We start from the raw sequence: 26674 nt of genomic DNA on the forward strand, positions 1-26674 counted from the left end.
GGTGGGGCACCGGTTTAAGCGTTGGGCAAGCGCTGTGTTTGATTTTGCCGGGAACATTACAGTGCCTTTCTAGGGTAGGAGATGTCAAGGTTCCTGTTTTATACTCAAAAACCGCACTTTTAACCACGCCCCCACGGCAAAGTAGGCGCTTTAGGCCGCCGACCAACAGCATAAGTTGACCCAAAGCCATGCGGGTGACGGCCGCTTCGGTGCACGACAGCCAGGTGTTCGACGGGTTGCTTGACCAGACCCTCGACAATGACGCAACAAGCGTGCGGTGTATGCCGACAGCGGCTACCGTTCCGAGACTCAGGAGCAGCGTGCTTGGCCGACACCCAGATTGACAGCCAAATCTCTGAAAAAGGCAGTCTTGGCCACCCTTTGGCCGAAGCGCAGAAAGGCGCTAACCGGGCCCAATCCAAAGTGTACGCCCACGTCGGGCATGCCTTTGGTACCCAGGCGCACATGGGTGGGTATCTAGTGCGCAACATCGGCCTACAGCGGACCAAGGCGAAGATTGTTTTGGTTTATGACATGATGCGCCTGGTACAACTGATTAAGCGCGACGCGAAGGCAGTCAACGAGGTTTGATGGACAATCACAGGGAGGCTACGCCTGTGTGGCATAAAAAAGCGGAAATCCTTCAGTGAAGAGGGTGTTACGACAAGAACTGGCTTCAAAATGCCAGCATTTTGGGAACCATCCAAGAAATTTCAGTCTCTCCACTATAGGGCGGTGTTAATTGCTATTAATAGGTTCCCTAAAGTGTAAGAAGATCTAGGTATTGTTAGCCTCTCTCAAGAAGCTCATTTCAACTAGCTGATATAAAAAGCATTTTTAAACGCTTTCTGACACGGGAGTTAACTGAAGGCCAAGCTGCCCAGCACGTTTGGTTAAGTTTTTAATGATCCGTTGGCGATATTTTTCTTCATAATGTTCCTGCCCTTGATCCACATATTCTTCCCCTTTGGTGGGCATCGCATAAATCAACCGAGCCAGTTTATGGGCGCAAGCGGTGACGGCTTTGCCTTTGTCCATACGCGCGCATAGTCCCCGGTAGTACGCGCCTAAAGCTGATTGGCTGTTGCGTAGATTCATCGCTGCCATTTTGAGGGCTTGCGCGGCACGGTTGGTCGTCGGCTTGGTCGCTGCCGAAATGACTTTGCCGCCTGATATTTTCGTGCCGGGACACGGACCCAACCATGAGGCAAAGTGCTTGGCGTTCTTGAAGCGCGACAGATCAGCGCCAATCTCAGTCAGCACTTTGAATGCGGTGGTGACATCAATGCCGTCAATGCGCGCCAGATCCACGCCGCACAGTTGCAGCAACAGGGTTCGGGCATCAAAGCTGGGCGCATTTTTAGATTTGCCGCCGCGCCGTTTGGGTTTGTCGGCCTTTAGGTCGTGGCGGGCGAGGCCTTTCAGCATTTTTTCCAACTGTTGGCCGCATTCCAGGAGTTGCGCTGCGTAAGCAGCGTACAAGGCCACCGCCTGTTTGAGGGCAGACAAGTGTTCTTCCCGCCAACTTCCTTGTAAGGCTTTGGCAATGTCTTCCTCACTGGCTTGGATGTGGTTATTGCGGCGTTTTGCCAACACTTGGCCGTCACGTTCGCCCGCCAAGATAGCACGGATAATCTTCTGGCCCGTTTCGCCCGTCACATCAGAAATCACTTCCATCAACAGCAGGTTCATCAGCAGCAAGGCTTTTTGAATGTGTTGGATGTGCCGGGCTTGACCGCGCAGCAGCGTTTCCCTTAACCGGGCCACGGTGCGCAGCGCACAAAAATCACCGTGCGGGCGAAACGCACCCGACAGCAGGCCAAAGCCCATCAACTGTTGCAGCCATTGGCAATCCAGCACATCCGATTTGCGCCCCGGAACATTTTTCACATGCCGTGCATTAACCAGATAAACGGTAAAGCCCCTGGCTTCCAGCAATTCAAACAAGGGAACCCAATACACGCCGGTGGATTCCACCGCGACGGTATCCGCGCCACAGGCCGTCGGCCAATCGGCCAGCGCATGAAGGCCTTCGGTAAAGCTTGGAAACTCACGCACGGGTTGTTCATCGCGGTCAGGGGGCACAGCCACAAAATGGCTGGATGCGCCGATATCGATACCCGCTGCGTTGGGATGGGTCAGGCCAGAGGGCTTCTTGAATTTGCTCATGGCGATGCTCCTAAGTTGGAAAATAACAAGACTACGCCGCCGTGGAAACGTCTTCTCAGCCACTCCCTCAAACGGGATAGCCGGAAACTCCGGACTTCACCAGTGTCACCGACGCAACCCTAAACCACGCTAACATTCGGGCGCGAACGCACCATTGGCCAATCGGTCTTTGGCAACGTAGACGGCTTTATGATACCGTCCAAACCAGAGCTTCTTCAAATCACCTTGCATTTTTGGGTGTATACTGCGCTAACAATGGATACAGATGGATATTTCATTTATGGTTGCATCAGTTGGATTATTTGTAATTATATTGATAAACGTATTTGTTCTGCCCATATCCGTATCCGTAGCGAGAGGATGATTCAGGTAAATCATTAAACACAACCCCTTTCAAGTGGACACCGGCCTGAGTCAGACGCTTGACGCTTTGCTCCAACTCTCGCACGGGATGTTGACCGGCCTTAACAACCATTAAAGTTGCACTAGCCATACGTCCAATAATTGCTGCATCGGTAACCGCTAAAATGGGCGGTGAATCAATGATGACATGGTCGTAATTCTTACTGATGCTTGCCAATAAATTACCAAATCGTTCATGCAACAGTAATTCTGATGGGTTAGGCGGTATAGAACCAGTGGGGATAAAGTCCAGATTGACTATCGATGTTTTATGAACCCATGATTCGTCGGTCATACGCAACGAGTTCTCGATAAAGTCCAGATTGACTTTCGGAGTTTTATGAATCGCTTCATCCAATATGGGAGCCCAGCCTGAAGTAGTGTTTGAAATGAGCTCGGAAAGCCCGTTTTCTCTGCCAACCCCCAAAGCCTTATTGATGAAACCTTTGCGCATATCACCATCGATTAACAATATTTTTTTACCGGCATCAGCCAATACGACTGCAAGATTAACGGCGACAAAGGTTTTTCCAACTCCTGGGCTAGGGCCAGTAATCATTATAATGTTGTTTTGCGCTTCCAAAAACGCAAAATGCAAAGTAGTTCGTAAACTGCGCAAGCTTTCTAGGGCTAGATCATCTTTGTTTTGTACAGCCAGAATTAAAGGGCCGTTGCTTTTTTGTGCGTAGTTCCTTTTAAGCGTTTTACTGAGCTTTTCTTGATCGACACTATGTGGAATGCTTGCATAAACTGGAATATGCAACTTTTTTTCGATTAAATCGGGGTCTTCGACGCCACGGCGTAGCGCTTTGCGAATAAAAGTTAAAGCGATGCCTAAGAACAATCCCAAGATGAGCGAAAAGGCAATGATCAGTGCTTTTTGGGGTTTTATAGGCAGGGCAGGCAATATAGCGTAATCGATAATTCTTGCATCAGCCACTGCACCAGCTTTTGCGACACGCAATGTCTGGGAGTTGTTGAGTAGAGTGGTATAGAGCTCGGTATTGACCTGAACGTCTCTAGCCAGCTTTACTATGTCTTTTTGAGTTTCCGGTAAAACTTCAATCTCTTTATCATGAGCATCCAATTGACCTTGCAGCCGGGCAATTTGCTTATCAGTAGCAACAACGGAAGGATGCCATACAGTAAATTTTTGCCTTAGTTCATCACGTTTCTGCTCCAATTTCGTGAGTTCAGTTTTTAGTGCCACCACGCCTTCTAAAATGCCTTGTGTTTCGAGATCTAAATCAACGGAGCCTTTACTCATTCTGTAATCGTTTAAGGCTGTTGCTGCCTCAGCCAGTCGATTTTTAACCAAGGGCATTTGCACTTCCAGGAATTCCAGTGTTTTTTGTGCTTCCGCTGATTTTTTCTCAACGTTTTGGCGGATATAATTATTAACGATTTCATTTAATATCTGTACCGCCGATTGAGGTTTATCGGCCTCCAAGGTCAATTCGAGGATCCTGGCAAATTTGCCTTTTTCATGGACGAGAAAATTATTTTTTGATTTTAATTGATTAATCGCGTTTTCTTCGGAAAGTCGCATAACTGTAAATTGAGTATCCGTCCGTGATTTTAACAATGGGACAAACAGCGTGACGGATTGTTGCTTGCCTTTCAGTTGTTTGCTGGCCAGTTTACCCACTTCACCTTCCAATATCAGTGCACCTTCTTCATCCATTAACCGAAAATGGCCTTGTTTGCCTGCAATTAATATGAAACCTTTATTGAGCCAGTCGGATGGTACCGTAAAGGTGTCGATGCGGATGGATTCACCTCCCCAAGCATATTGTGTTTGTCCAAATAATGCATTTGAAACGTTGTTGTCTTTATTGCGCCTTTCAAAACGTCTGGCGATAGCCTCACCGATGATAGGAAAATATTTTGGTCTAGCGATGATATCTAAACCAAGATTTCTAACAGCTTCCCCTAATACCATTCTTGAATTGATAAGCTCAACTTCTGCAATTACTGGTATCTCGCTTTTTTGTAGACTACCTCCCGGATCAAGAGTTCTAATTGTTAGTGATTGTGCCTCGACTTGCAATATGGCATCGACTTTATAAACGGGGCTGTCAATAAAGGCTTTGGCTGTACCGATAGCCAGCACGATTCCGGTGACCAAAGCGATAAGCCATTTGCTGTCAATTAGTATGGCTATAATTTCACCTAAATCGTTTTTATTGTCGTTTTCATTCGGCAAGTAATTGACTGCTGGGTTGCTATTATCGAAAAAATGTTTTTGCATTTTGTATCAAAAAAATGTTTAGTTGAACTAAATTGAAGTGGCTATTTTGAAATTAAGTGTTGCATTGACCACAGAAAATCAGGAATGCACTAATCAATCTATATTTTTGCAATATCCATCGCAAAAAATGAGCAAGTACGCATAAACATGAATTTTAGTTGCGCCCTAGCTCGATGGTTTTGCTGGATAAGCGAACTTGCTTGATAGGGGCAACCAGTAGTCAAAAGATCAAGCTATTTCATCCATGATCATTGGTTGGGGTTGTATGATCCAACAAACGAGTTCAACAGTGTAATAGTGGGTTGGATTTGAGCAATGATTTGATTCCAGCGGATGCCTTCTGCCCGGTCAAGATAAATAACGTCACGGGGCTGTAATGGAAAACGATCGGCCAACAATAAGACATCGGGTGATTTGGCATCCAAATGAAATATTTCCGGCTTGCCAAGACCGCCTCTAAAGATGAAAATTCTGGCCGCATCCGATGTTTCTTGATTGAGTCCTCCCCCATCACTGAGAGCTTCGGTCAGTGTCATTCGGCCTTTATCCATAAAGAGACTGCGCGATCTTTGAACGCTGTTAGTACCACCAGAAAAGCTATTGACAATATTGGATTCCCCCAGCACAAAAACCTTGTTAAATTGCCTATCCGGCACATTCAGTACATCACCGTGTTCAAGCGGGACGTTTTGACTGAGATCACCGCCTTCATAGAGATCCAGCAAATTGACGTTGTAAGTTTTGTCGTTGCGAGTCAATATTATATTGCGTGAATCTGCCTCGGGACTTAATCCACCAGCACCATTGATTGCTTCCAATACCGTCAAAGGAATATCTCTCACCAACTGGATACCCGGCCCTTTAACTTCTCCAACGACATAAACCCGTTGACTTCTATAACTGGCTACACGTACGTCAAGCTGGACATCTTCGATATAGACCGATAGTTTTTGGGTTAATTGTTCGCGGATTTCTTCAACTGTTTTCCCGGACGCCTTAATTACGCCGGCATAGGGATAGAAGATATTACCGTCTTCGCCGACGGTTGTGCCAGCTGATTCTGCCGAGCGAAATTCACCGGCCGGGATAGTCAACTCAGGGTGCTCCCAGACGGTTATGGTGAGAATATCCCGGGGGCCAACACGATATTGGCTGGAGGTTTTTTTGGTCGGCGCGCCTTTTTTAGTTTTTGAACCGATGCGATAGTCGTAATAAAGATTGGCGACATTGCCTGGCCCCAAGCTACGGTTGTTAAAATCTTTTTCTAAATCGACAATCAACTGAGCTGTAATCAGTTTAATATTCAACTTTTTTAAAATGGTCTCATTGTTTTCCCTAGTCGGCATATCCACGCTCGATTCAGAGGAGAACGGACTCATGTGCTGGCCGGGTATTACGGTGCATGCGCAAAGTTGGCATGTTGCAATCAGGATCAGTAAAGTTTTGGTTCGCATAGATTTAGGTACCCAGTTGGACATATTGTTAAGGTAAGAATCGAACTAAAGTAGATATGTATTTAGTATAGTTAATTTTATGATTTTCATTATAACTTTTTTAACCATTCGGATACGCCTCGCTCAATTAAATTAAACGATGCTACAAAAGCCGATAAATTTTGTTGGTAAGGGTCTGGAATATCGAAATTCCCCCAATTGCCGAGGCGAAAAACTTTGCCTTTTGCACAAAATTCAGATTCTTCAATGGCGCTTTTGTGAGACGATTCCATAACCAGAATAAGATCAGCCTTACGGATCATGTCCTTATTCAATTGGCATGCGCGATAACCTGAAATATCGATATCTTTTTTCATCATCAGCTGGCAGGCTTTCGCATCCGGGGGATGACCAACCAATGCGTCAAGACCCGCAGAGCTAACCAAGCAATCTCCTTTTCCGGAGGCTGTAAGTGCCTGTTTTAACAAACCTTCTGCCATTGGACTTCTGCATATATTTCCAATACAAACGATGAGTATGTTTTTAAACAACATCTAAATCTTCAAGAAAATTCGTAACTACTCAGCCTAATTTGAAAGAGTTTGCTAATTTTTGAATTAAAAAATTTATTACCCCATGAATATTCAAGTTACCAGCCACGAAGAAATACAAGCAGCGTTTATAAAGGGGCGAGGCTGGCATTCTAGCATTCTTTGATAAAGTGAGCCAACAAATAGTAGAACTTGCCGAACAACTGGCAAAGCAGGTGGAGATAATAAAGGAACCACAAGCAAAGCTGCAAAAAACAGTCGCAAAGTGGGAAGCCGCCATCCAGCGATGGCTATGGAAAAACTAACAAAACCAAGAGTCTACGTAGCAAACTGCGATGCCCACCATATAACCAAAATCTGAAGTACCGCTAATACATAAAAAACAACTTAGAAAAATCCGCGTAACGATCAACATTATCCGCTTCGTTTATTACAGCTTCACAGCTTTCATAGAAAGTGAGTGACATACCTACCACGGCAACACAAAGCCAAACACTGCAGCAAACATAGGGACTCTAAGCGCCAGCGCTGCCCATATGAGATGACCATAGGGTATCCGCCTTCGCGCCTCTCGCTCTGACTCCAACAACGCCTGTTCCTGTTCGGGAATCCAGCCTCGACCACTTGCGATTGCGAACCACAGGTGGTGACTTCCCAAAGGAGTTGCTGCCAACAAATACAAAGCCCCAAGAACCTGCCAGAAACCCAGGTTAGAGGGATATACTTGGCCCCAGTCGAACCATCGTGAGTCCAAACAAGATGCTCGGAAGACCGACGTTGACCAACACTGCAGCCATTCTTTGTCCAGAACTCAATCCCCGACGGCGTTCCTTGACCCAAAAATGAGCCACGTCTCTCAGCGAGGGTCAGGGCGACGCCGAGCATGACGGACCAAACCCACGGGTATATATCTTTGAACCCGACCTCATGTGCGATTTGAAGAGCGGGAGTGGGCGTAGCGCACAATGGCATTGCTGTACAGCCTAACGTTTGAATTAAAGGTCAAGTCAGGGCAGAAGGGCTGAACAACGAAATGGCGCTATCCTGACTTGTACCTTTGAATGAACTGTTGAACGTCATACCTGCACACCATAAATGGTAATTTGGCATTGCTCGAAACGATGAAAATTTATTGTTTAAAAGTAAAACGTCATTGATGTGGTTCGTCATTAACTCCGTTATGCGACCACATCAATGACGTTTTATTAGCATCTTTTCATCGGTTAGTCAAAAAATTCAAATTTCCTCGGCCTGTCGGGTATGTCGATTCAACGTGATATATACGACAACTGATGTCGTATAAAAACTGTAAACTGCCGTATAATCATTTTAAAATAAAATTATCCACTTGTTTATTATGATCTGAGTATAACTCCACGCGACAAACTATGCAAACAATTACGACACAATCACAACCGAAAAAATTACTCGATCAAGTCCGCGACAAGATTCGTTTTAAGCACTATAGCAAGCCTGGATAAAACGCAGTGGAATCCGGGATAATCGAAGCCACATTTGTCCCAGATTCCGCAAAACCCCATCTGAGCCACTTACTCCAAACAACAAAAAAAGCCCGTTAAAAACGGGCTTTTTTGTTTCCTGTCAAAACTGTGCTTAGTTTTTGGCTTTATCAGCAATCTGGTTCGCTTTAATCCAAGGCATCATGCTGCGGAGTTTCGCGCCGATGACTTCAATCGGATGCTCTGCATTCAAGTGGCGTTGGGCGGTCATTTCTGGGTAGTTCGACATGCCTTCCATGATGAAGCGTTTTGCGTACTCGGCGTTATTGGAAATGGAGTAGTTCATATTGGCGATACCGCCTTCGTACATGAGATCGACGATCAGCTTCAGCTCATGCAAGCATTCGAAATAAGCCATTTCGGGGGGGTAACCGGCTTCAACCAGGGTTTCAAACCCAGCTTTGATCAGTTCCACCGCGCCGCCGCACAAAACTGCTTGTTCGCCGAACAGGTCGGTTTCGGCTTCGACGGGACTCAGCACATGTTTCTGTCGGTGCTTGGCCTTGGCCTATGGTTCGCCCCAGGCTTTAGGGACTTCACTGGCCTTGAGCCGGGTGTTCTTGGCAACCGCTCCCCGCGTCGCCTTAAGCGCCTACTGTTGGTGCCCTACCTCCTGCTTCCATGCAGTTGCCTTCGCGTGTGTTGCACTGCCGCGGCACTTCGACAAAGGTGGAGTCGACCATCTGCCCAGCACGGGCGGCATAACCTTGGGCGACCAGTTGTTGGTGAAAACAGGCAAACAGCACATCGACTAGTCCTAAGCCCTTCAGCCTCACGGAACAACCGAACGGTCTTGGCGTCCGGTATCCGGCCTTACAGTTGTAGGCCCAAAAAACGCATGAAACTGAAGCGGTCAAGTACACTAGTATTCAATCCGGTCATCCGACAGGTTGTGTAGTTGCCGGGTCACCAACACCTTGAATATCAACATCACGTCAAGTGGAATTTTTAGAGATGCCCATAAATCATTCAAGCCGAAGTCGCATCGCTGCTCGGCTAAATTTACAGGATTGCTTTTAGATCGCAGTTTTATATTAGCGCCGTATTCCCCAAAAACTGGGTAAAGGTGGTGTAATAGCGCTCATAAAATAGTATTTATTTTCAATTAGTTGAAATGAGCGCATTGAGAGAGGGCAAACGGACTTAATCGGAACCAAATATTGAAGATAATGATGGATATAAAAGGTTCATTATTACAATTCTTCACAGAAACTTGTACAATACTGAACAACGTACCCGCTAAAGGAATCAGTACAAACACCGATTGATTCTGATTCTACATCAAGGTCTACCCAATTCCGAATGTGTTAGCTGGTCAAATAAGTATCTTCTTGAAGCAAAGAATTCATTACAAGTATATTGAGGTGAGCGTGAGGCTAAGCGGTGCGCAAATACTGATCCAAAGTCTTGAAGACGAGGGCGTTGAATATATTTTCGGTTATCCCGGCGGAGCCGTTTTGCATATTTATGACGCTTTGTTTCAGCAGGGGGCAGTCAAACACATCCTGGTTCGTCACGAGCAAGGCGCAACCCATGCCGCCGACGGTTATGCGCGGGCAACCGGAAAGCCCGGTGTGGTTTTAGTGACGTCAGGCCCAGGTGCGACCAATGCCATAACCGGCATTGCCACGGCTTATATGGATTCAATTCCTATGGTTGTCATCTCCGGACAAGTGCCATCGCCGGTTATCGGTAGCGATGCTTTCCAGGAAGTCGATATGGTTGGCATTAGCCGGCCCTGCGTAAAACATAATTTTTTGGTTAAAGACGTTAACCTGATAGCGGAAACCATCAAGAAGGCGTTTTATGTTGCCACCACAGGCCGCCCTGGCCCTGTGGTCGTCGATATACCAAAGGACATGACCGATCCCAGAATCAAAGTGCAATACAAATACCCCAAGAAGGTCAGCATACGCTCGTATAATCCTGCGGTAAGCGGACACAAAGGCCAGATCAAAAAAGCGGTTGAGTTACTGCTTGCCGCAGAGCGTCCGATGATTTATTCAGGTGGCGGCGTGGTCATAGGTGAAGCCAGTAAGGAACTGACGGAATTCAGCCAGTTGCTGGGTTATCCCATTACCAATACCCTGATGGGCTTGGGCGCGTACCCTGCAACCGACAAGCAGTTCATCGGTATGTTGGGTATGCACGGCACGTATGAAGCCAATATGGCCATGCACGAGAGCGATATGATTATCGCTATCGGCGCCCGCTTTGATGACCGCGTAACGGGCAAGCTGGAACAATTTTGCCCGTATGCCAAGATTATTCACATTGATGTCGACCCGGCTTCCATATCCAAAACCGTTAAGGTGGATATTCCCATCGTTGGCGAGGTTAAACCAGTGTTGGAGCAGATGATTGAACTCATCAAGGAAAGCAAAAAAACGCCCAATAAAAAAGCCTTGGATACTTGGTGGAATCAAATCAAGGACTGGCAAGGCATTGATTGCCTTGAATATGACCGCGAAAGCCCTCTGATTAAGCCGCAATATGTCATCGAACAATTGTATGAAGTGACGAAAGGCGATGCTTATGTTACCTCAGACGTAGGTCAGCATCAGATGTGGGCGGCGCAGTATTATCATTTCGACAAGCCGCGCCGATGGATAAACTCGGGTGGTTTAGGCACGATGGGGTTTGGCCTGCCTGCCGCTATCGGCGTTAAATTGGCGCATCCAGATGCGGATGTTGCCTGTGTTACCGGTGAAGCCAGTATCCAAATGTGTATCCAGGAACTGTCCACCGCGCTCCAATACAAAACACCGATCAAGATTGTTAACTTGAATAACCGTTATATGGGCATGGTGCGCCAGTGGCAGGAGTTTTCCTATGAAAGCCGCTACTCGCATTCTTACCTGGATACGCTACCGGACTTTGTTAAACTCGCCGAGGCGTATGGTCATGTCGGGATACAAATCGACAAACCTGAACAAGTCAGGCCCGCATTGGAAGAAGCGTTTGCCATGAAAGACAGGACGGTGTTCCTGGACATCATTACTGATAGGACAGAAAACGTTTACCCCATGATAGAAGGTGGCAAAGGCCACCATGATATGAAATTGCGGGTTGCCACAGGGACTTCAACAGACAGGGAACTAGCATAAATGAGACATATCATTTCAATTTTGATAGAGAACGAGTCCGGAGCCTTGTCACGGGTGGCAGGGCTGTTTTCAGCAAGAGGGTACAATATCGAATCGTTGACCGTAGCGCCAACCGAAGACCCCAGCTTGTCAAGAATGACTCTGGTGACCAGCGGCAGTGATAATGTCATTGAGCAAATTACCAAACAGCTCAATAAGTTGATTGATGTGGTCAAGCTGATTGATTTGGCTGAATCCGCCCATATAGAGCGGGAATTGATGCTGATTAAAATCAAGACAACTGAGAATACAAGGGCTGAAGTGAGAAGTATGGCGGATGTCTTTCGTGGCAGGATAATTGATATTACTCCGGCTACCTATGTCATTGAAGTGACCGGGCCTTCTGAAAAGCTGGATGCGTTTATCGCAGCCAACGACCCCGACAATATTATTGAAGTCGTCCGTTCCGGCGCGACAGGTATATCAAGAGGCGAGAAAGGATTGCATTTATAATTTTAGGCACAAGGCAAAAAATCTAGCTTTTACCGAACTAATCGTTTCATTTTCAAAAAACACAGGAAAACACATGCAAGTTTATTACGACAAAGATGCCGATCTCTCCGTTATCAGGGCGAAGAAAGTCGCCATTATCGGCTACGGTTCGCAAGGCCACGCCCACGCCCTTAACCTGAAAGAGTCCGGTGTTGAAGTGGTTGTCGGGTTACGTAAAGGCTCGCCATCGGTTGCGAAAGCGGAAGCCCACGGCTTAACCGTCAAAGATGTGCCGGAAGCGGTAGTGGGTGCGGATATCGTCATGATCCTGACCCCGGACGAATTTCAGTCGCAATTATATAAAACTGAAATACTGCCTAACATCAAGCAGGGCGCAGCCTTGGCATTCGCACATGGCTTCTCTATCCTGTTCAACCAAGTCGTGCCACGGTCTGACCTGGATGTCATCATGATCGCGCCCAAAGCGCCAGGCCATACCGTGCGTTCCGAATTTGTACGCGGCGGTGGCGTTCCTGACCTGATCGCCATCCATAAAGATGTTTCAGGCACAGCCAGAGCCATTTGTTTGGCTTATGCCTCAGCCATCGGTGGCGGTCGCTCAGGCATTATCGAAACGACTTTCCGGGATGAAGCGGAAACAGACCTGTTCGGCGAACAAACAGTATTGTGCGGTGGCGCAGTGGAACTCATCAAAGCCGGCTTTGAAACCCTGGTGGAAGCGGGCTACCCTGCTGAAATGGCTTACTTTGAATGCTTGCATGAGCTAAAACTGATCGTCGATCTCATGTACGAAGGCGGTATCGCCAATATGAACTACTCCATCTCGAATAACGCAGAATACGGCGAATACGTCACTGGCCCCAAAGTCATCAACGCCGAAAGCCGCCTGGCAATGAAAGAAGCCCTGGCAAACATCAGGAATGGCAACTATGCCAAACGCTTCATCATGGAAGGCATGGCAAACTACCCCGAAATGACCGCCCAACGCCGCCTGAATGCCGAGCATCCCATTGAAGTCGTGGGCGAGAAATTACGCAGCATGATGCCGTGGATTAAAGCGAACCAGATTGTTGATAAGGCCAAGAACTAAATAGCCGATCCTTAAAACCCATCATCCAATCGATTCATATAAATATTCATGGTTATTTACTTAACACAGGTTAGCCAGGTTTAATTGCTGTAATTTTATAGGGCTAGTACAAACCAACTTTAATCAACCTGTGGCTTGTAAATAGCTATGTAAATATTTATCAAAATCCATAGCAACCTCCTGGTGCAAATAATCCAAAACTTATATGGGCATCTCTAATAATGCCACTATCCTCCCCGAAATGGGGTGCGCCGAGCTAGCAACGAAATGAGATAATAGCGGCAACTCCACCAAGGAACGCTCAGCCGATGAGACAGCCCCGCCAACCTGGATTATTTGACCTAGAAGAATGCGCCGCGCAACTGACCGAAATGGGCGATCCTTTGGTTGGCCTGGAGGCACGGATAGGCTGGGAAGCGTTTCGCCCTGATCTCAACCGGGTGCATGAACAGGACAGGAAAAGTCAGGCGGGAGCCAAACCCATCGACGTTGCACGGATGTTCAAGATGCCGGTGCTCCAGCAACTGCACAGCCTGTCGGATGATAGGATCGAATATCAGGTACGGGATCGCTTCAGTTTCATGCCCTTCCTGGGTTTGCAACTGGAAGATCGGATGCCTGACGCTAAAATGGTCTGGTTGTTTCGGGATCGGCAGGGGTAGAACCGGGTCGATCCAAGGCTGTGTCGCCCATGCCGGGCAGAGGGTCGATGCCACCTTTGTTGAAGCGCTGGTAGCGCAAATAAATGGATTTGTAACTATCCAGTAATAAGTTGTGCATAAATTTCCTACTGCTGCTTCGGACTAACATAAATGAATCAAAAAATAACCATCACCATCATTACCTTAAATAATGAAGAGTATATCAAAGGGTGTATCGAGTCAGCATGGAAGGTTGCGGATGAAATCATCGTTGTTGACAGCTTCAGCACCGACAAGACGCGAAAAATTGCTAAAAACCTTGGCGCACAGGTTATTGAGCAGAGTTACCTGGGCGATGGTTTGCAGAGAGACTTTTGTGTGCAATTCGCCAAAAACGACTGGATTTTGAACATGGATGCCGATGAGCGTTTGGACGGGCAGATGATAAAAGAAATTCAGGCCATCAATTATACTGAAGCGGCTTATGATGCTTATGCCTTCCGAAGAAAAAACTATATAGGCTCGCGTTGGCAGAGAGTTTGGTATCCCGATTATACGATCAGGCTTTACCATAAGGATCGCTGTCGTTTTGCGCCGATGATTATACATACATCCTTGGCGACAAAAAACTATCAACGGTTGCAAGGGAATATTATTCATTATTCTTTTAAGGATCTGAGTGATTGTATTATTCGGGCCGATGAATACAGTAAACTGGGCGCAAAAGTACTGTTTGAGAATAACCGGAAAGTCAGCGTGTGGGAACCTGCAGTTCGCGGGCTTGTTATTTTTCTAAAATTCTTTTTCCTGAAAAAAGGTTTTCTCTACGGCTATGATGGCTTAACGGCTTCATTAATTGGCGCTCTAAGGTCATATCTAAAATACGCACATTTGATAGAGATGCGCCAAAATGCCCCATCATCACAACAAAAATAGCCCCAAGGTCAAGTTCTAAGCAAGCAGCCTTGCTTAGAATGGCAACTAAGTTGCAACGGAATAATTTTAGAATAAAACACTCCCACTACACTATCTTTGAAAGCCTAATTTTAGGCCATGAATATCACTCATTATCAATATGTGGCAGCATAAACTCACGTTAATTCAACAGCGTTCGCTCAGCTTCGGTGTGTTCGTAATGGTCTTGTTTATCATTTCGATTTACCTATCGACAGCTTTGGCAATCATTGTTTCTGGCGTATTGGGCGGAATATGGCTGCTGACAACCCAATTCAGGCTTTTGCCCACAGTGCTAAAAAAATCCCCCGTTGCAACTTGGGCGCTACTCTTATTTTCATGTTTTATAGTAGGGCTGGGTTATGGACATGTCCCAAATGATGAAGCTTTTTCTGTCATCAGGAAATATCGCGAGTTATTATTTATCCCTCTATTGTCTTGCTTCTTTACCAATGAGCGCTACCGTATTTGGGCTTGGAAGGCATTTGTGGTGGCGTCAGTGGTGACACTTGTAGGTTCTTATCTAATGGATTTCGGCATTTTGGATATGCTCAGGTATAAGACATACACCCTAAAAAGCCGTATTACCCATAGTATATTAATCGCTTTTTTTATGTTTTTTTGTGCACATAAAGTGCATCTAGAGAAAAAATACAAAGCTTGGTATCTAATAGCGCTATTATTAGGCATTTATAACCTTTTTTTTGTAGTTGAAGGGCGTACGGGACAATTAGTTTTCATGTTTTTAGTACCCTTATTTGCAGGGCAACGTTTTGGCAAAAAAGGCTTGTTCGTGTCATTGTTGGGGCTAATTTTCTTTTTGTCGCTGTACATTAATTTTTCTGAAAGGTCAGAGCGTATAAATGAAGGTGTTGCCGATACACGGGTCTATCTTGAACATGTGCCTGAAAAAAAATCGGCTTCTATGGGCATAAGATATAAGTTTTGGGAGAATTCGTGGAAAATCCTTGCTGCAAAGCCCTGGTTGGGCTACGGTACAGGCAGTTTTTCCCAAGAGTATGGGCGCGTATCTGGAGAGAAGTCGAGTGTAAAAAATCCGCATAATGAGTTTTTATTGATTGCGGTTCAGTTCGGTCTATTGGGCACTTTTACCTATTGTGGTTTTCTTTTAAGCCAATATTGGTGCTCAAGGAAATTAGTTGAGCAGGAGAAGTGGCTGGCACAGGGGTTATTGCTGACTTTAATTATTACCAGCCTATTTAACAGTCCGTTCCTGGATCATACCGAGGGTCATTGGTTTGCAGTGATGATAGCCCTATGCTTTGCCCCAAAGGTTTCAATTGATTAATCTGTGTACCGCGTTTTTATTTACGAACTGGTGAGTTATGCAAAAATCCGAACAAAAACATGTAGGTCTGTGTAACTTACACGGCAATGAAAATGGCAACTAGCGGCAGCATCCAAATTTACCAGCGTCTATTGGCCTACGTAAAGCCCTACTGGGTTCTTTTTGCCATCAGTATTTTTGGTTTTTTAATGTATTCCGCCGGGCAGTTCCTGTTAGTGGTATTAACCAAACAAATCGTCAATACCTTGCAAACTGAATCACGGGAAGGCATGTTTTATTTACCTTTGTTTTTTAGCGGCTTATTTGTCGTTCAAGGTATTGGCACTTATTTAGGCAATTATTTCCTGGCGAAAGTATCGACCAGTGTCGTTCACGCCTTAAGATGTGAGATCTTCAACAAATATACGGAATTGCCAACTGCATTCTTCGATTCCAATAACAGCGGTCATCTAATCTCCAGAATTACCAATAATGTCGGGGAAGTCACTAAGGCTAGTACGGATGCTGTGCGTACATTTGCGAGAGAAGGATTGACTGTCGTGGGACTTTTAATCTACCTTTTTTATTCTAACTGGATGTTATCGCTCGTTTTTGTTGGCATTACTCCCGTTATTGTATTGCTGGTCAAATACGTCAGCAAACGGCTCAGGATGATCAGCAAAAAAATACAGGAGTCCATTGGCGACATTACCCATATCACTTCGGAACTGGTTACCGGACACCGGATCGTACGCGGTTATGGCGGAGAGGATTACGAACGTCGGCGGTTTTTGGAAAGCAGTTATTTTAACCGGGGACAATCATTAAAACTTGCCACCACAACGGCCATACATAACCCCATCATGCAATTTATTATTGCAATCGCCTTATCATTCCTGATGTACATGGCGCTGATCTTCATGATGCAAGCCAGTGTCGGTGAATTTATCGCTTATCTGATGGCGGCAATATTAATACAACGACCAATCAGGCAACTAAGCGATGCCAACAGTGACATTCAAAAGGGTATAGCCGCTGCACAGTCATTGTTTGATATTTTGGATGAGCCGGGTGAGTTCGATGAAGGAAGTTATAGTGTTGATAAAGCAAACGGTGCGTTAGAATTCAAAAACCTTTCATTTTATTATGCATGGACAAAAGAGCCTGCGCTGATAGATATTAGTTTTAAGGCTGAACCCGGACAAACCATCGCGCTGGTCGGTGCTTCAGGGGGAGGCAAAAGTACGTTGGTGAATTTGGTGCCGCGTTTTTATTCCCATGAGGCGGGTGAAATATTGCTGGATGGCATTGAAGTCAATACCTACCAGTTGGTAAATTTGCGTAAGCAGTTAGCGCTGGTTACCCAGAATGTCACCCTGTTCAATGATACGATAGCCAACAATATTGCCTATGGTGCATTAGCCTCAGCAAGTAGGAAACAGATTATTGCCGCGGCTACCGATGCATATGCCATGGAGTTTATCAATAAACTGGAACACGGGCTTGACACACAAATTGGCGAAAATGGCGTGAAGTTGTCGGGTGGGCAGCGACAACGCCTGGCATTGGCACGAGCCTTACTTAAAGATGCGCCAATCCTTATTCTTGATGAGGCGACATCGGCATTGGATACAGCATCGGAACGCTATATCCAGAAAGCCCTGCAAAAAGTAATGCGCAACAGGACAACGTTAGTGATTGCCCACAGGCTTTCGACAATAGAAAGAGCCGACCTTATCCTGGTTATGGAACGTGGCCGTATCGTGGAAAGGGGTAACCATAAAGAATTAATAGAAAAAAATGGCGTTTATGCCAGATTGAATCATATACAATTTGAGCAGTATGCCGAACATCAAGGAGCTATTCACATTGCTGGGGTCGAGGCATAGTCTCACTATGCTTAAAGGTGACTCATAATGAATGTATTGTAGCAAGGACTTATCCCCAGCATCAGGGTCCCTTAAATGCAGATTCTTTTATATGCGGTCAATGATTATGATTTTAGTGCTGTTTTTTTCCGACACCCAATGACTATAACTGTAATAAAAAACCAAACCTTTTAGGGGTGGGTTGTGCTTAGTATTATTACCGCCGTATACAATCAAAAAAGTATGAATGAATTGTATTGGGAAAATTTATCCAAATATACGCACAACGAATTTGAATTGATTGTCATAGATAATGGTTCGGATGATGGCAGTGTCGAATTTTTCGAATCCGTCGGGGCAAAAATTATTCGAAATGGAGCTAATTATTCTTACCCTTATTGTCAAAATCGTGGGATAGAAGCTGCACAATATGATTGGCTGGTCTTTTTAAATAATGACATTATTGTTCCCCGTGATTGGGATACATGTATCATGGATAGCATGAACTTTAATGGTTTGGATGTTGCCACCTCTTGTGGTGTGGAACAGGTCGAAACAAAAATTGAAACGAGAAAATTACGGCGGCGTTGGAACAATGTAAAACTCATGATCTCACTTTTGGGGCAATCCAAGTTTTTCTTGTTACTCGCACATAAGGTTATGTATCAAAATTGGCCGTTATTTTGTGAACAACGGTATCAAAAATTTGAGAAAAAAGTACGACAAGGTTTTGTTGGCAGCGCTGTCGTCATGAAGCGTGCCGCACTGGATAAAATTGGTTTATGGGACGAACGCTTACAAGCAGCAGACTATGATTTATACTTTCGTGTTCTTGAGCGTTCTCAAAAAACAGGGGATATAAAGCCAGTGCACATTTGCCTAGATATTTTTGTCCACCATTACATTCGCCTGACCTCGAAAAACAAATACCCGCCGCTCTTTGACAAAGCTAATTTCATTTCAATCGAAGACAAGTGGGGAAAATCAAAGATGAATGATTATTTCGAGTTAATGAGCCGATAAGTAAGCTACTAGCAACTGAAATTCAACTAAGATGGTGGGAGCATTGGCATACTCACAAAGTCGTTTATAGCATTTAGGGCCGGATATAAAACCCGCCATCATTCATTAGGAAATCATGTGAAGACATTTTTGTCCGTACTCGCCCAACATCAGGCCGTGCTGGAACAACTCGTAAATATTAACGATGACATTGAAGCGGGTGGCGTGTTGTTGGTTGATACAATAAAGCAAGGCGGAAAAATCCTGCTCTGTGGTAATGGCGGCAGTGCGGCGGATTGCCAACATATTGCGGCGGAATTTGTCGTCCGTTATGAAAAAAAGCGTCAGGCCTTGGCGGCCATTGCATTAACTACAGACACCTCAATATTAACAGCCTCTGCCAACGATTTTGATTTTGACTCTATTTTTTCCCGTCAAGTTGAAGCGTTAGGCAACACTAACGATTGTTTGATAGCAATCTCAACATCCGGTCGTAGCGGCAATGTCATTGCCGCCGTAAAAGCGGCACAAACCAAGGGCATGACCGTTATAGGCATGACCGGTTCTGAAGACAGCGAACTGAATAAGTTGGCAACCATAGCAATCAAAGTCCCCTCAAATGTCACCGCACGGATTCAAGAAGCCCACATATTAATCGGGCATTGGTGGTGTGCGATCGTAGAAGAAGCATTCAGCCAGGAGGCACTCGGTGCTGGCAACAACGCCTGATTTTTCCAAAGCCCGTGTCCTGGTCGTTGGCGATGTCATGCTTGATCGTTATTGGTCAGGCAAGGCGGTGCGGATTTCACCCGAAGCGCCCGTTCCAGTGGTGCATGTCAAAACGATTGAAGACCGTGTGGGTGGTGCAGGCAATGTGGCGCTCAATATCGCCAAACTGGGCGGCAAGGTGACCTTGTTGGGCGTTATAGGCGATGATGTCGAAGGCCAGACAATCAAACAATTATTGGCAGCGGAAGGCGTAGATTGCGAGTTTGTGGTTGAAAAATCCGTACGCAGTATCTGCAAATTACGTGTAATGGCGCAGCATCAGCAGCTTATACGGGTGGATTTTGAAGAGTCGCCGCTACAATTTGAGGAAGAGCTATTGTTTGCCAGGCTATGTAAGCATTTGCCTGAAAATAATGTGCTGGTGTTTTCGGATTACGGTAAAGGTACGCTTGCTAATGTCGCAAAGCATATCCATGAAGCGAAGCAAGCGGGGCTTAAGGTCTTGGTTGACCCAAAGGGCACGGATTATAAGCGTTATGCAGGGGCAGACATCATCACGCCCAATTTGGCAGAATTACAGGCCGTGGCTGGCATTTGCGAAAATGAACAGGATTTTCTTGAAAAAGGGCGGGGGCTTTTGAAGCAGCATCAAATCCCTTCGCTTTTATTGACGCGCGGCGAAGTGGGCATGACGCTGATACAAGAGACCCAAGCGCATTCATTGCCCGCCCAGGCCAAGGATGTCTTTGATGTAACAGGTGCTGGCGATACCGTGATTGCCGTCATGGCTTTGGGCATCGCAGTCGGTTTACCTTTGTATGAAGCAATGTACCTGGCAAACTTAGCGGGTGGAATTGTGGTAGGCAAATTGGGTACATCAACCGTCTCCACATTAGAATTGTCCCGTGCCATGCACGGTGAGCGCGGATCGCAATATGGCATTGTTACGGAAGATGAATTGGCGCAACTTATCACGCAGGCAAAAGCCCATGACGAGCGCATCATCATGACCAATGGCTGCTTTGATTTGTTACATGCAGGGCATGTGACGTATCTGCAACAGGCGAAAGCCTTGGGTGACCGTTTGATTGTTGCCGTCAATTCGGATGCTTCCGTTAAACGTCTCAAAGGGGATACACGCCCTATCAATGGCTTGCAAGAGCGCATGGCAGTATTGGCGGCCTTGGCTTGTGTAGACTGGGTGGTTGCCTTTGAGGAAGAAACGCCTGAACGATTGTATTGCCGATTGTTGCCGGATGTTATCGTCAAGGGCGGCGATTACAATTCTGGGCAAGTCGCTGGCGGTGATTGTGTTGTAAAAGCAGGTGGAGAAGTGAAAATATTGCAATTTGTTGATGGGCAATCGACAACGGCTATGATTAAGAGAGCAAGGGGCGCAGAATGATTATTGTGACCGGTGGAGCTGGTTTTATTGGCAGTAATCTGATTCGGGCCTTAAATTTGCGAGGCGAAAAAAATATACTGCTAGTCGATAATTTGGCGAATGGCCAAAAAATGCACAATATTGCCGTTCTGGATATAGCCGACTACATGGACAAAACGGAATTTCTTCAGAAAATCGAGTCGCCTGCTTTTTTTAAGGACGTTCGAGCCGTATTCCATCAAGGTGCCTGTTCTGCGACAACGGAATGGGATGGACAGTATGTCATGACGAATAATTACGATTATTCAAAACGATTGCTGCACTGGTGCATCACAAAAAAATCAGCGTTTATGTATGCCTCTTCCGCTTCCGTGTACGGGAATGGCAAACACGGCTTTCGTGTTGGGCGCGACTGCGAACATCCGATCAATATGTACGCTTATTCAAAGTTTCAGTTCGATCAATATGTCAGGCAGATCTTGCCAGAATCAGCATGCCAAATTGCCGGTTTTCGCTATTTTAATGTCTACGGTTCCAGGGAGCAGCATAAAGGTGCCATGAGCAGCACGGCGTATCACTTTAATCGGCAAGTAATTGAGCAAAAAAAAGCAAAGTTGTTTGCAGGTTGCGACGGTTTAGCCGACGGAGAACAAAAACGCGACTTTGTTTATGTCGATGATGTTGTCAAAGTGAACCTGTGGTTTTTAGACCATCCTGAACAGCGCGGCATTTATAATGTGGGAACCGGACGCGCTGAAACCTTCAATACCGTCGCACAGGCCGTGATTAATTGGCATAAGGAGGGGGCTATCGAATACATTCCATTTCCTGAACATTTGAAAGGCTCTTACCAGAGTTATACGCAGGCCGATATTTCGGGGTTAAGGCAAGCCGGTTACACCGAGGAGTTCTTGACAGTTGATCAGGGTGTTTCCAGGTATCTGGATGAGTTGAATTCTGCGGCAAGCCAGTAATACAGGCACTTTGGCGATTCGTAAATCTCTTCCTCGGCGGGACTGGATATGTTTCCTGTCCCTAACATTTGCAAACTGTTTAGAATACTAATTTTTACGGACGGGGTGAATGCCCTGTCCGACAGAAGAGTGCCATTTTCAAAAGAAACGCCAGGACGTTTGTACTGTAGCGAGTTGCCATGTCATCGTTAAAGGCGGCGATTACCGTCCAGAGCAGGTGGCCGGTGGCGATTGCAAAAGCAAGGCTGGTGGTGAGGTAAAAATTCTACCCTTCGTGGAAGGGCAATCAACAACTGCCATAGTAACAAAGGCAAAGGGACTGTAAAATGATCTTGCTTGTCCGTAAATTTTAACCAAAGGATAAAAATGAAATTTGTTGTTTCCTACCCTCAAACTAATTGGGATTACGCGAAGTTTAGGTTCGATAGAATCGTAAAAGGTAAAGATCGTTCCAACGAGGTTTTTAGAGGGGAACCAGGAGGGAAAATTCAACTTTTTGAGCACCAGGGGGAATTAGGCAAAATTAAATTGCTTGAAGAAATTTACCTTACCAAACCCTTTGGAATGGAATATGTTGAAGGTGAAGGCTTATATTTTATTCGCGGATTACCCTGTGCTGAAGATGGAGTGCCCGGCGACGAACATATTGCCAGGCTCAATGAAAAAGGTGAAATCGATCTGGAAATCCGCAGTCGTTTATTTTCCCAGTTGAGGTCGTTGCTTCGAACGGAAAACGGCCTGATGGTGACATCGAGCGGCGTGGATGCCATATTGGAAGTTGATTTTAAAGGCGAATTAATCTGGGCGTGGTGGGGTACAGAAAATGGCTATCCCAACGCCTATGGAGGCGGTGTCAGAACCATCGATAAAGAAATGGATCACCGACTCAAATGTTATTCGGGTAAATTACAGACGACTCATTTGAATTCTGCTATCGTTGACCCATACGATAGCAATAAAATTTTAACTATTTTATTTTATCAAGGTTCTGTAGCGCGTATAGACAAAAAATCACTGGCACTTGAGTGTGTCATCACCGGATTAAGTGGTGCCCATCATATCCGCAAACACTCAAAGGGTTATATGCTGTCCAACTCCCGAAAAGGGGAAGTGTTAGTTTACGACCCTGGTTTTAAATTAATTGATCGAATAAAAGGAACCAGTGATTTTTTCCCCGTTAAATGGGTTCAAGACGCCATCGAAATGCCCAGTGGCCGCTCGCATTTGATTGCCGATTGCAATACGTTTAATTTGCGTGAACGTGACTTAAATGGCAATGAGAAAAAATTCAATACCAAAATGCCAAACCGAATCTTTCAAATTGAACCGGTGTCCGATGCTTTTTCAATTAAAGGTTTTAAGGAACGCACGGCTTGAAATAGTGAGAATTTAGTATAAAATTGTTCATTAACTATTTAAATTTCAATACCTTTCGTGATGGTTTAAATTATTTTAAGGGGACAAGATTATGTATAATTATAAAAATGTCATTAAGGCATGCTTGGTATCATTAGTAAGCATCCAGTCTGCCTTTGCAGTGGAGGATCCTCAAAATACCGAAGACTGGTTGCGTGCTGCGCAGAATCCATTGATCCCGGTGTTAAGCGTTCCAATGAATTACACTCTTCATGGCGGCGCGGATAACGGTGATGTATCGATCGGTAGTTTACAGCCTATCTTTCCTATTTCACTCGGCGACTGGAACATGATTAATCAGTTATCGTTAAATATTATCGGCACTCCGGGTGTTGTAGAAGGCATCGCCGAGTTGCCGGAACCCGATCCAGGTTCAGGGGTAGCAGGTCTCGGCGATACGAATTTCACCTCCCTTTTTTCACCGGCAAATTCCGGTATTTTTAATTGGGGTATCGGGCCCACTTTCGCTTTTCCAACCGACACCCTCTTTTCTAGCATAGAGGATCGTAGATCGCGGCAACTGGGCAGCGGGAAATTCAGCGTAGGCCCTGCGGCGATGATTGTTTACCAGCCAGGCCCTTGGACCATGGGTTTTAAGACCAAGCAAATATGGTCAGTATTGGGCGCTGACTCACGCGAAAGTGTCAGTCAACTCATTCTGGAACCTTTTGCTAACTACAATTTAGGGCAAGGTTGGTATTTAACTACCAATATGGACACAATTGCCAACTGGAATTCCCACTCAGATAACCGCTGGACTGTTCCAGTAGGCGGGGGTATGGGCAAACTGTTTAATCTGGATAGTTTTGCTATCAACACTAAATTGGAAGGTTACTACAATGTGGTAAGGCCTGATGCAGCGCCCGATTGGTCGATGAATTTCACTTTACAATTTATGCTGCCTAAGTAGTGCAATAGGATGTGCCGAGACGAGGCGCATCATTCGCGAACGATGGGCAGGGCTTCCTTCGTCAGCCTATATATGGACTCCTCTATTTTGCAAGCGCATGGGAACATACTTTCATCCGGCGGATTACGTCGCGCGGAAAGAGTGAGTTTTTGTTAAATTCGTGGTTTTGCGCGACTAATCCGCCCTACGCGCTACGCGCTCCGGTTGAGCGTTGGGTTAGGCCAATTTAAACACAACCCTAAATACAGCATGGAAAAATCCGTGTAACAATCAACTCCATCCGCTCCGTTTATGGCGGTTTGCCTGTCGGCGAAACCGCCTTACGTGTTTTCCTCTTCGAAGTTAAGTAAAAATTGAAATTGTCGAGTGTCCGCAATTGAGAAACATAACTTATCATTCTTTCCTGTAATTTTGCCATGAAGGTCTTGGGTGTTATGAGTTTTCTACTGGTCTATGCATTGATCCTGTTAGCTGTTTTTATGTTTCAGCGCAAAATGCTATATTTTCCGTCTCATTTTACACAAGAACAGCAAGAACATCTGATTAAGGGGTTAAACTTAAAACCCTGGCCATCCATAAATGACCTGCATGGCCTGATTAGCAGTATTCCCCCGACTGATTTGAAAGGAACGGTGCTGGTATTTCACGGTAATGCGGGCGCTGCACTACATCGGACTTATTATATCGAAGCATTGCAGCGCTTAGGGTACCGAGTGATTCTTGCCGAATATCCAGGTTATGGCGTACGCAGTGGCTCACCTTCTGAAAAAATGCTGATCGAGGATGGTGTTGTCACCGCCAAGATAGTTTGGGATGAATTTAAGGAGCCTTTGTTCCTCTGTGGCGAATCGCTGGGCAGTGGGGTTGTGGCGGGCATCGTGGCTTCACGTAAAGTTCCAGTGAAAGGTTTGCTGTTAATAACACCGTTCGATACCATGACTGATGTTGCTCAGCATCATTACTGGTATTTCCTGGCTCATTGGCTGCTCCTGGATAAATATGATAATGCTTCCAAGCTTCGTAATTTTCAGGGTCGCATAGCGGTATTAATGGCCGGACAGGATGAGGTCATCCCAAACCGGCGCACCATGGCATTGTTCGATGCGTTATCGGGACAAAAAAAGCTCTGGCGTTTTAAACACGCAGGTCATAATAGCTTGCCCTTGGAGCCATGGAGTCCGTGGTGGCGAGAAACTATGGAGTTTATCGACAACTGAGCAAATGTATAAAGGGTGAAGCTCTTATTTTTCCAACACCCAAAAGTATACTCGGGCGAGTTTTTTATGGTCTTAAAGAAGGGATTGCCGGTATCCAGTTCACAGGGATGTGTGCCTAGATGCCATCCTTGGCTTCTGGGTTCCGGCAATCGGCGCAAGTTCCTACTTGCCTGCCGCACTTCCGCCATCCTTGGCGGTCGTCCATGCCGGAACGACGTATTTTTTCTTAACTTAACGGCATTGGTTATACACCGCGTTTCACTTCGTCACACAAATACCATTTTTTGCGGGGGCTGGCAAGTTTTGGCCTTGAACCGGCACCGCCGCCCAGCCGTGGGGCCTAACGCAAAGGTAAGGGACGCTTTGCCCGTGAATGACGACAAGAGGAATTAAAAATGACCGGAAAACAAAAAGTTTAAAGGATGCACTGGGGCAAAACGTCCCTTTGAGCGTTTTGTTAGGGGTGGGTTGTAGAGTGAAAACATTTAGTGTTCGCGATCATGGTTTTGGTTGTTTCTCTGTTGAGCTTGATCGTTCATCATCCGTGAAGGAATCAAACGAGGTCACGCCTGCCATGATTGAGGCTGGGGTATCGGCCTACTTTGACAATTGCCCAAGTTTTTCCGACCCATATGATGTAGATTCAAACACATTGGTTAAGGCCATTTACCTTGCAATGAGCTCGGCGGAGGGATGTGCTTCTGCTGAAAGCGATCAATCTCCATCACAAGTGAGATGATGTCTTGAGTCACCCGCACTATATCCGCCGGTCTTACAAACTCAGGCTTTACGGAAGCATCGTTGGAAACCTTGACCCGAACGGATGGGGCATCCTTTTCGAAAAGATGTTGCCATATGGAATGTTCAATTTTGTTTCTCTCGGAATAGGTGGAGTGGATTTTTTTCACCAAGGTGTTGAATTCTTTCAATTCTGGCTTTCCCCTAAAAAAATCGCAACCGACAGATTTAAACATTTCCATTTTTCCGGGATACTTAAAGGGATTGGTGAGCGCGACTCCCTGTTTCACAGTCAGTCCAAGCATTCTCCAAATTGCAACCTCAACCAAAATGAGAACATACGTCAAATTAACTGTCACATCACCTATCGCAGCAAGCATGTCATTTGGCAAGGCGGCCATAGACAGCCGCAAGCGTTGCTTCGGCGCGACCGGCATCGTCAGATCCTTTTGAATCCCGACTGGCTATGATCGCCAAACACTTTCACACGCAAAGGAAATTTTCATGATAGCATCTTTAATGAACTTGACACCTAACG

Annotated in this window: 24 protein-coding genes and 1 pseudogene; 17 read left to right on the forward strand and 8 right to left on the reverse strand. The window is 45.8% G+C overall.

Going from position 1 to position 26674, the window contains the following annotated elements; translation table 11 throughout:
- Positions 1–190 (reverse strand): hypothetical protein (locus ACLQ6D_RS14690; RefSeq protein ID WP_411728062.1); only part of this gene is annotated, 190 nt, incomplete at its 3' end.
- Between the two features lie 68 nt (positions 191–258).
- Here ACLQ6D_RS14690 and ACLQ6D_RS14695 point away from each other — a divergent pair.
- On the forward strand, positions 259–591 hold the full coding sequence (locus ACLQ6D_RS14695) for a hypothetical protein (protein ID WP_411728063.1): 333 nt from the start codon (positions 259–261) through the stop codon (positions 589–591).
- A 246-nt stretch (positions 592–837) separates the two neighbouring features.
- Here the strand turns inward: ACLQ6D_RS14695 and ACLQ6D_RS14700 are convergent, their stop codons facing one another.
- From ACLQ6D_RS14700 to ACLQ6D_RS14715, 4 genes are all read right to left on the reverse strand, one after another.
- Positions 838–2169: an IS110 family transposase gene (locus tag ACLQ6D_RS14700; RefSeq protein WP_411728064.1), complete on the reverse strand. Its 1332-nt coding sequence runs from the start codon at positions 2167–2169 to the stop codon at positions 838–840.
- A gap of 298 nt (positions 2170–2467) precedes the next feature.
- The gene (locus ACLQ6D_RS14705) at positions 2468–4822 is read right to left on the reverse strand and encodes a GNVR domain-containing protein (RefSeq protein ID WP_411728065.1); all 2355 of its coding nucleotides are present in this window, start codon (positions 4820–4822) and stop codon (positions 2468–2470) included.
- A gap of 248 nt (positions 4823–5070) precedes the next feature.
- Positions 5071–6201, reverse strand: a complete 1131-nt coding sequence (locus ACLQ6D_RS14710) for a polysaccharide biosynthesis/export family protein (RefSeq protein WP_411728066.1) — start codon at positions 6199–6201, stop codon at positions 5071–5073.
- 164 nt (positions 6202–6365) lie between these two features.
- A complete protein-coding gene (locus ACLQ6D_RS14715; protein ID WP_411728067.1) occupies positions 6366–6809 on the reverse strand; it encodes a low molecular weight protein-tyrosine-phosphatase in 444 nt (147 codons plus the stop codon).
- Positions 6810–6976: 167 nt separating this feature from the next.
- Between ACLQ6D_RS14715 and ACLQ6D_RS14720 the strand changes: the two genes are divergently transcribed.
- The gene (locus ACLQ6D_RS14720; protein ID WP_411728068.1) at positions 6977–7111 is read left to right on the forward strand and encodes a hypothetical protein; all 135 of its coding nucleotides are present in this window, start codon (positions 6977–6979) and stop codon (positions 7109–7111) included.
- Positions 7112–8420: 1309 nt separating this feature from the next.
- Here ACLQ6D_RS14720 and ACLQ6D_RS14725 read toward each other — a convergent pair.
- Both ACLQ6D_RS14725 and ACLQ6D_RS14730 read right to left on the reverse strand, forming a co-directional pair.
- A pseudogene (locus tag ACLQ6D_RS14725) lies at positions 8421–8792 on the reverse strand (ketol-acid reductoisomerase); the annotation flags it as partial.
- 118 nt (positions 8793–8910) lie between these two features.
- Positions 8911–9102 (reverse strand): hypothetical protein, encoded by a 192-nt coding sequence (locus tag ACLQ6D_RS14730; RefSeq protein WP_411728069.1) that lies wholly within the window; start codon positions 9100–9102, stop codon positions 8911–8913.
- Positions 9103–9696: 594 nt separating this feature from the next.
- Between ACLQ6D_RS14730 and ACLQ6D_RS14735 the strand changes: the two genes are divergently transcribed.
- The 15 genes from ACLQ6D_RS14735 (at position 9697) to ACLQ6D_RS14805 (ending at position 25398) form a co-directional block, all read left to right on the forward strand.
- Positions 9697–11433 (forward strand): acetolactate synthase 3 large subunit, encoded by a 1737-nt coding sequence (locus ACLQ6D_RS14735; protein WP_411728085.1) that lies wholly within the window; start codon positions 9697–9699, stop codon positions 11431–11433.
- Complete coding sequence (ilvN, locus tag ACLQ6D_RS14740; protein WP_411728070.1) at positions 11434–11925, forward strand: acetolactate synthase small subunit; 492 nt, start codon at positions 11434–11436, stop codon at positions 11923–11925.
- Between the two features lie 73 nt (positions 11926–11998).
- Entirely contained in the window at positions 11999–13015 is a 1017-nt protein-coding gene (gene ilvC, locus ACLQ6D_RS14745; protein WP_411728071.1) for a ketol-acid reductoisomerase, read from the forward strand.
- Between the two features lie 308 nt (positions 13016–13323).
- Positions 13324–13677, forward strand: a complete 354-nt coding sequence (locus ACLQ6D_RS14750) for a transposase (RefSeq protein ID WP_411728072.1) — start codon at positions 13324–13326, stop codon at positions 13675–13677.
- 150 nt (positions 13678–13827) lie between these two features.
- The gene (locus ACLQ6D_RS14755) at positions 13828–14592 is read left to right on the forward strand and encodes a glycosyltransferase family 2 protein (RefSeq protein ID WP_411728073.1); all 765 of its coding nucleotides are present in this window, start codon (positions 13828–13830) and stop codon (positions 14590–14592) included.
- A gap of 310 nt (positions 14593–14902) precedes the next feature.
- Positions 14903–15919 carry an O-antigen ligase family protein gene (locus tag ACLQ6D_RS14760; RefSeq protein ID WP_411728074.1) on the forward strand — a complete coding sequence of 339 codons (1017 nt, stop codon included), beginning with the start codon at positions 14903–14905 and terminating at the stop codon, positions 15917–15919.
- 86 nt (positions 15920–16005) lie between these two features.
- Complete coding sequence (gene msbA / locus ACLQ6D_RS14765) at positions 16006–17787, forward strand: lipid A export permease/ATP-binding protein MsbA (protein ID WP_411728075.1); 1782 nt, start codon at positions 16006–16008, stop codon at positions 17785–17787.
- Between the two features lie 183 nt (positions 17788–17970).
- On the forward strand, positions 17971–18789 hold the full coding sequence (locus ACLQ6D_RS14770) for a glycosyltransferase family 2 protein (protein WP_411728076.1): 819 nt from the start codon (positions 17971–17973) through the stop codon (positions 18787–18789).
- Positions 18790–18906: 117 nt separating this feature from the next.
- Entirely contained in the window at positions 18907–19497 is a 591-nt protein-coding gene (locus ACLQ6D_RS14775) for an SIS domain-containing protein (RefSeq protein WP_411728077.1), read from the forward strand.
- Complete coding sequence (gene hldE, locus ACLQ6D_RS14780) at positions 19478–20902, forward strand: bifunctional D-glycero-beta-D-manno-heptose-7-phosphate kinase/D-glycero-beta-D-manno-heptose 1-phosphate adenylyltransferase HldE (protein WP_411728078.1); 1425 nt, start codon at positions 19478–19480, stop codon at positions 20900–20902. Before ACLQ6D_RS14775 ends, hldE begins: the two co-directional genes overlap by 20 nt.
- Positions 20899–21855, forward strand: coding sequence for an ADP-glyceromanno-heptose 6-epimerase (rfaD, locus tag ACLQ6D_RS14785; RefSeq protein ID WP_411728079.1), 957 nt, complete (start codon positions 20899–20901; stop codon positions 21853–21855). Before hldE ends, rfaD begins: the two co-directional genes overlap by 4 nt.
- Before the next feature lie 109 nt (positions 21856–21964).
- Complete coding sequence (locus ACLQ6D_RS14790) at positions 21965–22180, forward strand: hypothetical protein (protein WP_411728080.1); 216 nt, start codon at positions 21965–21967, stop codon at positions 22178–22180.
- Between the two features lie 203 nt (positions 22181–22383).
- Positions 22384–23232, forward strand: a complete 849-nt coding sequence (locus tag ACLQ6D_RS14795) for an RHS repeat protein (protein ID WP_411728081.1) — start codon at positions 22384–22386, stop codon at positions 23230–23232.
- A 91-nt stretch (positions 23233–23323) separates the two neighbouring features.
- Positions 23324–24181: a hypothetical protein gene (locus ACLQ6D_RS14800; RefSeq protein WP_411728082.1), complete on the forward strand. Its 858-nt coding sequence runs from the start codon at positions 23324–23326 to the stop codon at positions 24179–24181.
- Between the two features lie 434 nt (positions 24182–24615).
- Complete coding sequence (locus ACLQ6D_RS14805; RefSeq protein ID WP_411728083.1) at positions 24616–25398, forward strand: alpha/beta hydrolase; 783 nt, start codon at positions 24616–24618, stop codon at positions 25396–25398.
- 656 nt (positions 25399–26054) lie between these two features.
- Here ACLQ6D_RS14805 and ACLQ6D_RS14810 read toward each other — a convergent pair.
- A complete protein-coding gene (locus ACLQ6D_RS14810) occupies positions 26055–26573 on the reverse strand; it encodes a hypothetical protein (RefSeq protein ID WP_411728084.1) in 519 nt (172 codons plus the stop codon).
- Positions 26574–26674 lie beyond the last annotated feature (101 nt).

The sequence above is a fragment of the Methyloglobulus sp. genome (assembly GCF_046714055.1).
GTDB lineage: Bacteria > Pseudomonadota > Gammaproteobacteria > Methylococcales > Methylomonadaceae > Methyloglobulus.

Excerpts from the sequence above, each read along its gene's own strand:
- ACLQ6D_RS14695 (WP_411728063.1), top strand. The coding sequence starts at position 259 with ATGACGCAACAAGCGTGCGGTGTATGCCGACAGCGGCTACCGTTCCGA.
- ACLQ6D_RS14700 (WP_411728064.1), bottom strand. The coding sequence starts at position 2,169 with ATGAGCAAATTCAAGAAGCCCTCTGGCCTGACCCATCCCAACGCAGCG.
- ACLQ6D_RS14705 (WP_411728065.1), bottom strand. The coding sequence starts at position 4,822 with ATGCAAAAACATTTTTTCGATAATAGCAACCCAGCAGTCAATTACTTG.
- ACLQ6D_RS14710 (WP_411728066.1), bottom strand. The coding sequence starts at position 6,201 with ATGAGTCCGTTCTCCTCTGAATCGAGCGTGGATATGCCGACTAGGGAA.
- ACLQ6D_RS14715 (WP_411728067.1), bottom strand. The coding sequence starts at position 6,809 with ATGTTGTTTAAAAACATACTCATCGTTTGTATTGGAAATATATGCAGA.
- ilvN (WP_411728070.1), top strand. The coding sequence starts at position 11,434 with ATGAGACATATCATTTCAATTTTGATAGAGAACGAGTCCGGAGCCTTG.
- ilvC (WP_411728071.1), top strand. The coding sequence starts at position 11,999 with ATGCAAGTTTATTACGACAAAGATGCCGATCTCTCCGTTATCAGGGCG.
- ACLQ6D_RS14750 (WP_411728072.1), top strand. The coding sequence starts at position 13,324 with ATGAGACAGCCCCGCCAACCTGGATTATTTGACCTAGAAGAATGCGCC.
- ACLQ6D_RS14755 (WP_411728073.1), top strand. The coding sequence starts at position 13,828 with ATGAATCAAAAAATAACCATCACCATCATTACCTTAAATAATGAAGAG.
- msbA (WP_411728075.1), top strand. The coding sequence starts at position 16,006 with ATGAAAATGGCAACTAGCGGCAGCATCCAAATTTACCAGCGTCTATTG.
- rfaD (WP_411728079.1), top strand. The coding sequence starts at position 20,899 with ATGATTATTGTGACCGGTGGAGCTGGTTTTATTGGCAGTAATCTGATT.
- ACLQ6D_RS14790 (WP_411728080.1), top strand. The coding sequence starts at position 21,965 with ATGCCCTGTCCGACAGAAGAGTGCCATTTTCAAAAGAAACGCCAGGAC.
- ACLQ6D_RS14800 (WP_411728082.1), top strand. The coding sequence starts at position 23,324 with ATGTATAATTATAAAAATGTCATTAAGGCATGCTTGGTATCATTAGTA.
- ACLQ6D_RS14805 (WP_411728083.1), top strand. The coding sequence starts at position 24,616 with ATGAGTTTTCTACTGGTCTATGCATTGATCCTGTTAGCTGTTTTTATG.
- ACLQ6D_RS14810 (WP_411728084.1), bottom strand. The coding sequence starts at position 26,573 with ATGCCGGTCGCGCCGAAGCAACGCTTGCGGCTGTCTATGGCCGCCTTG.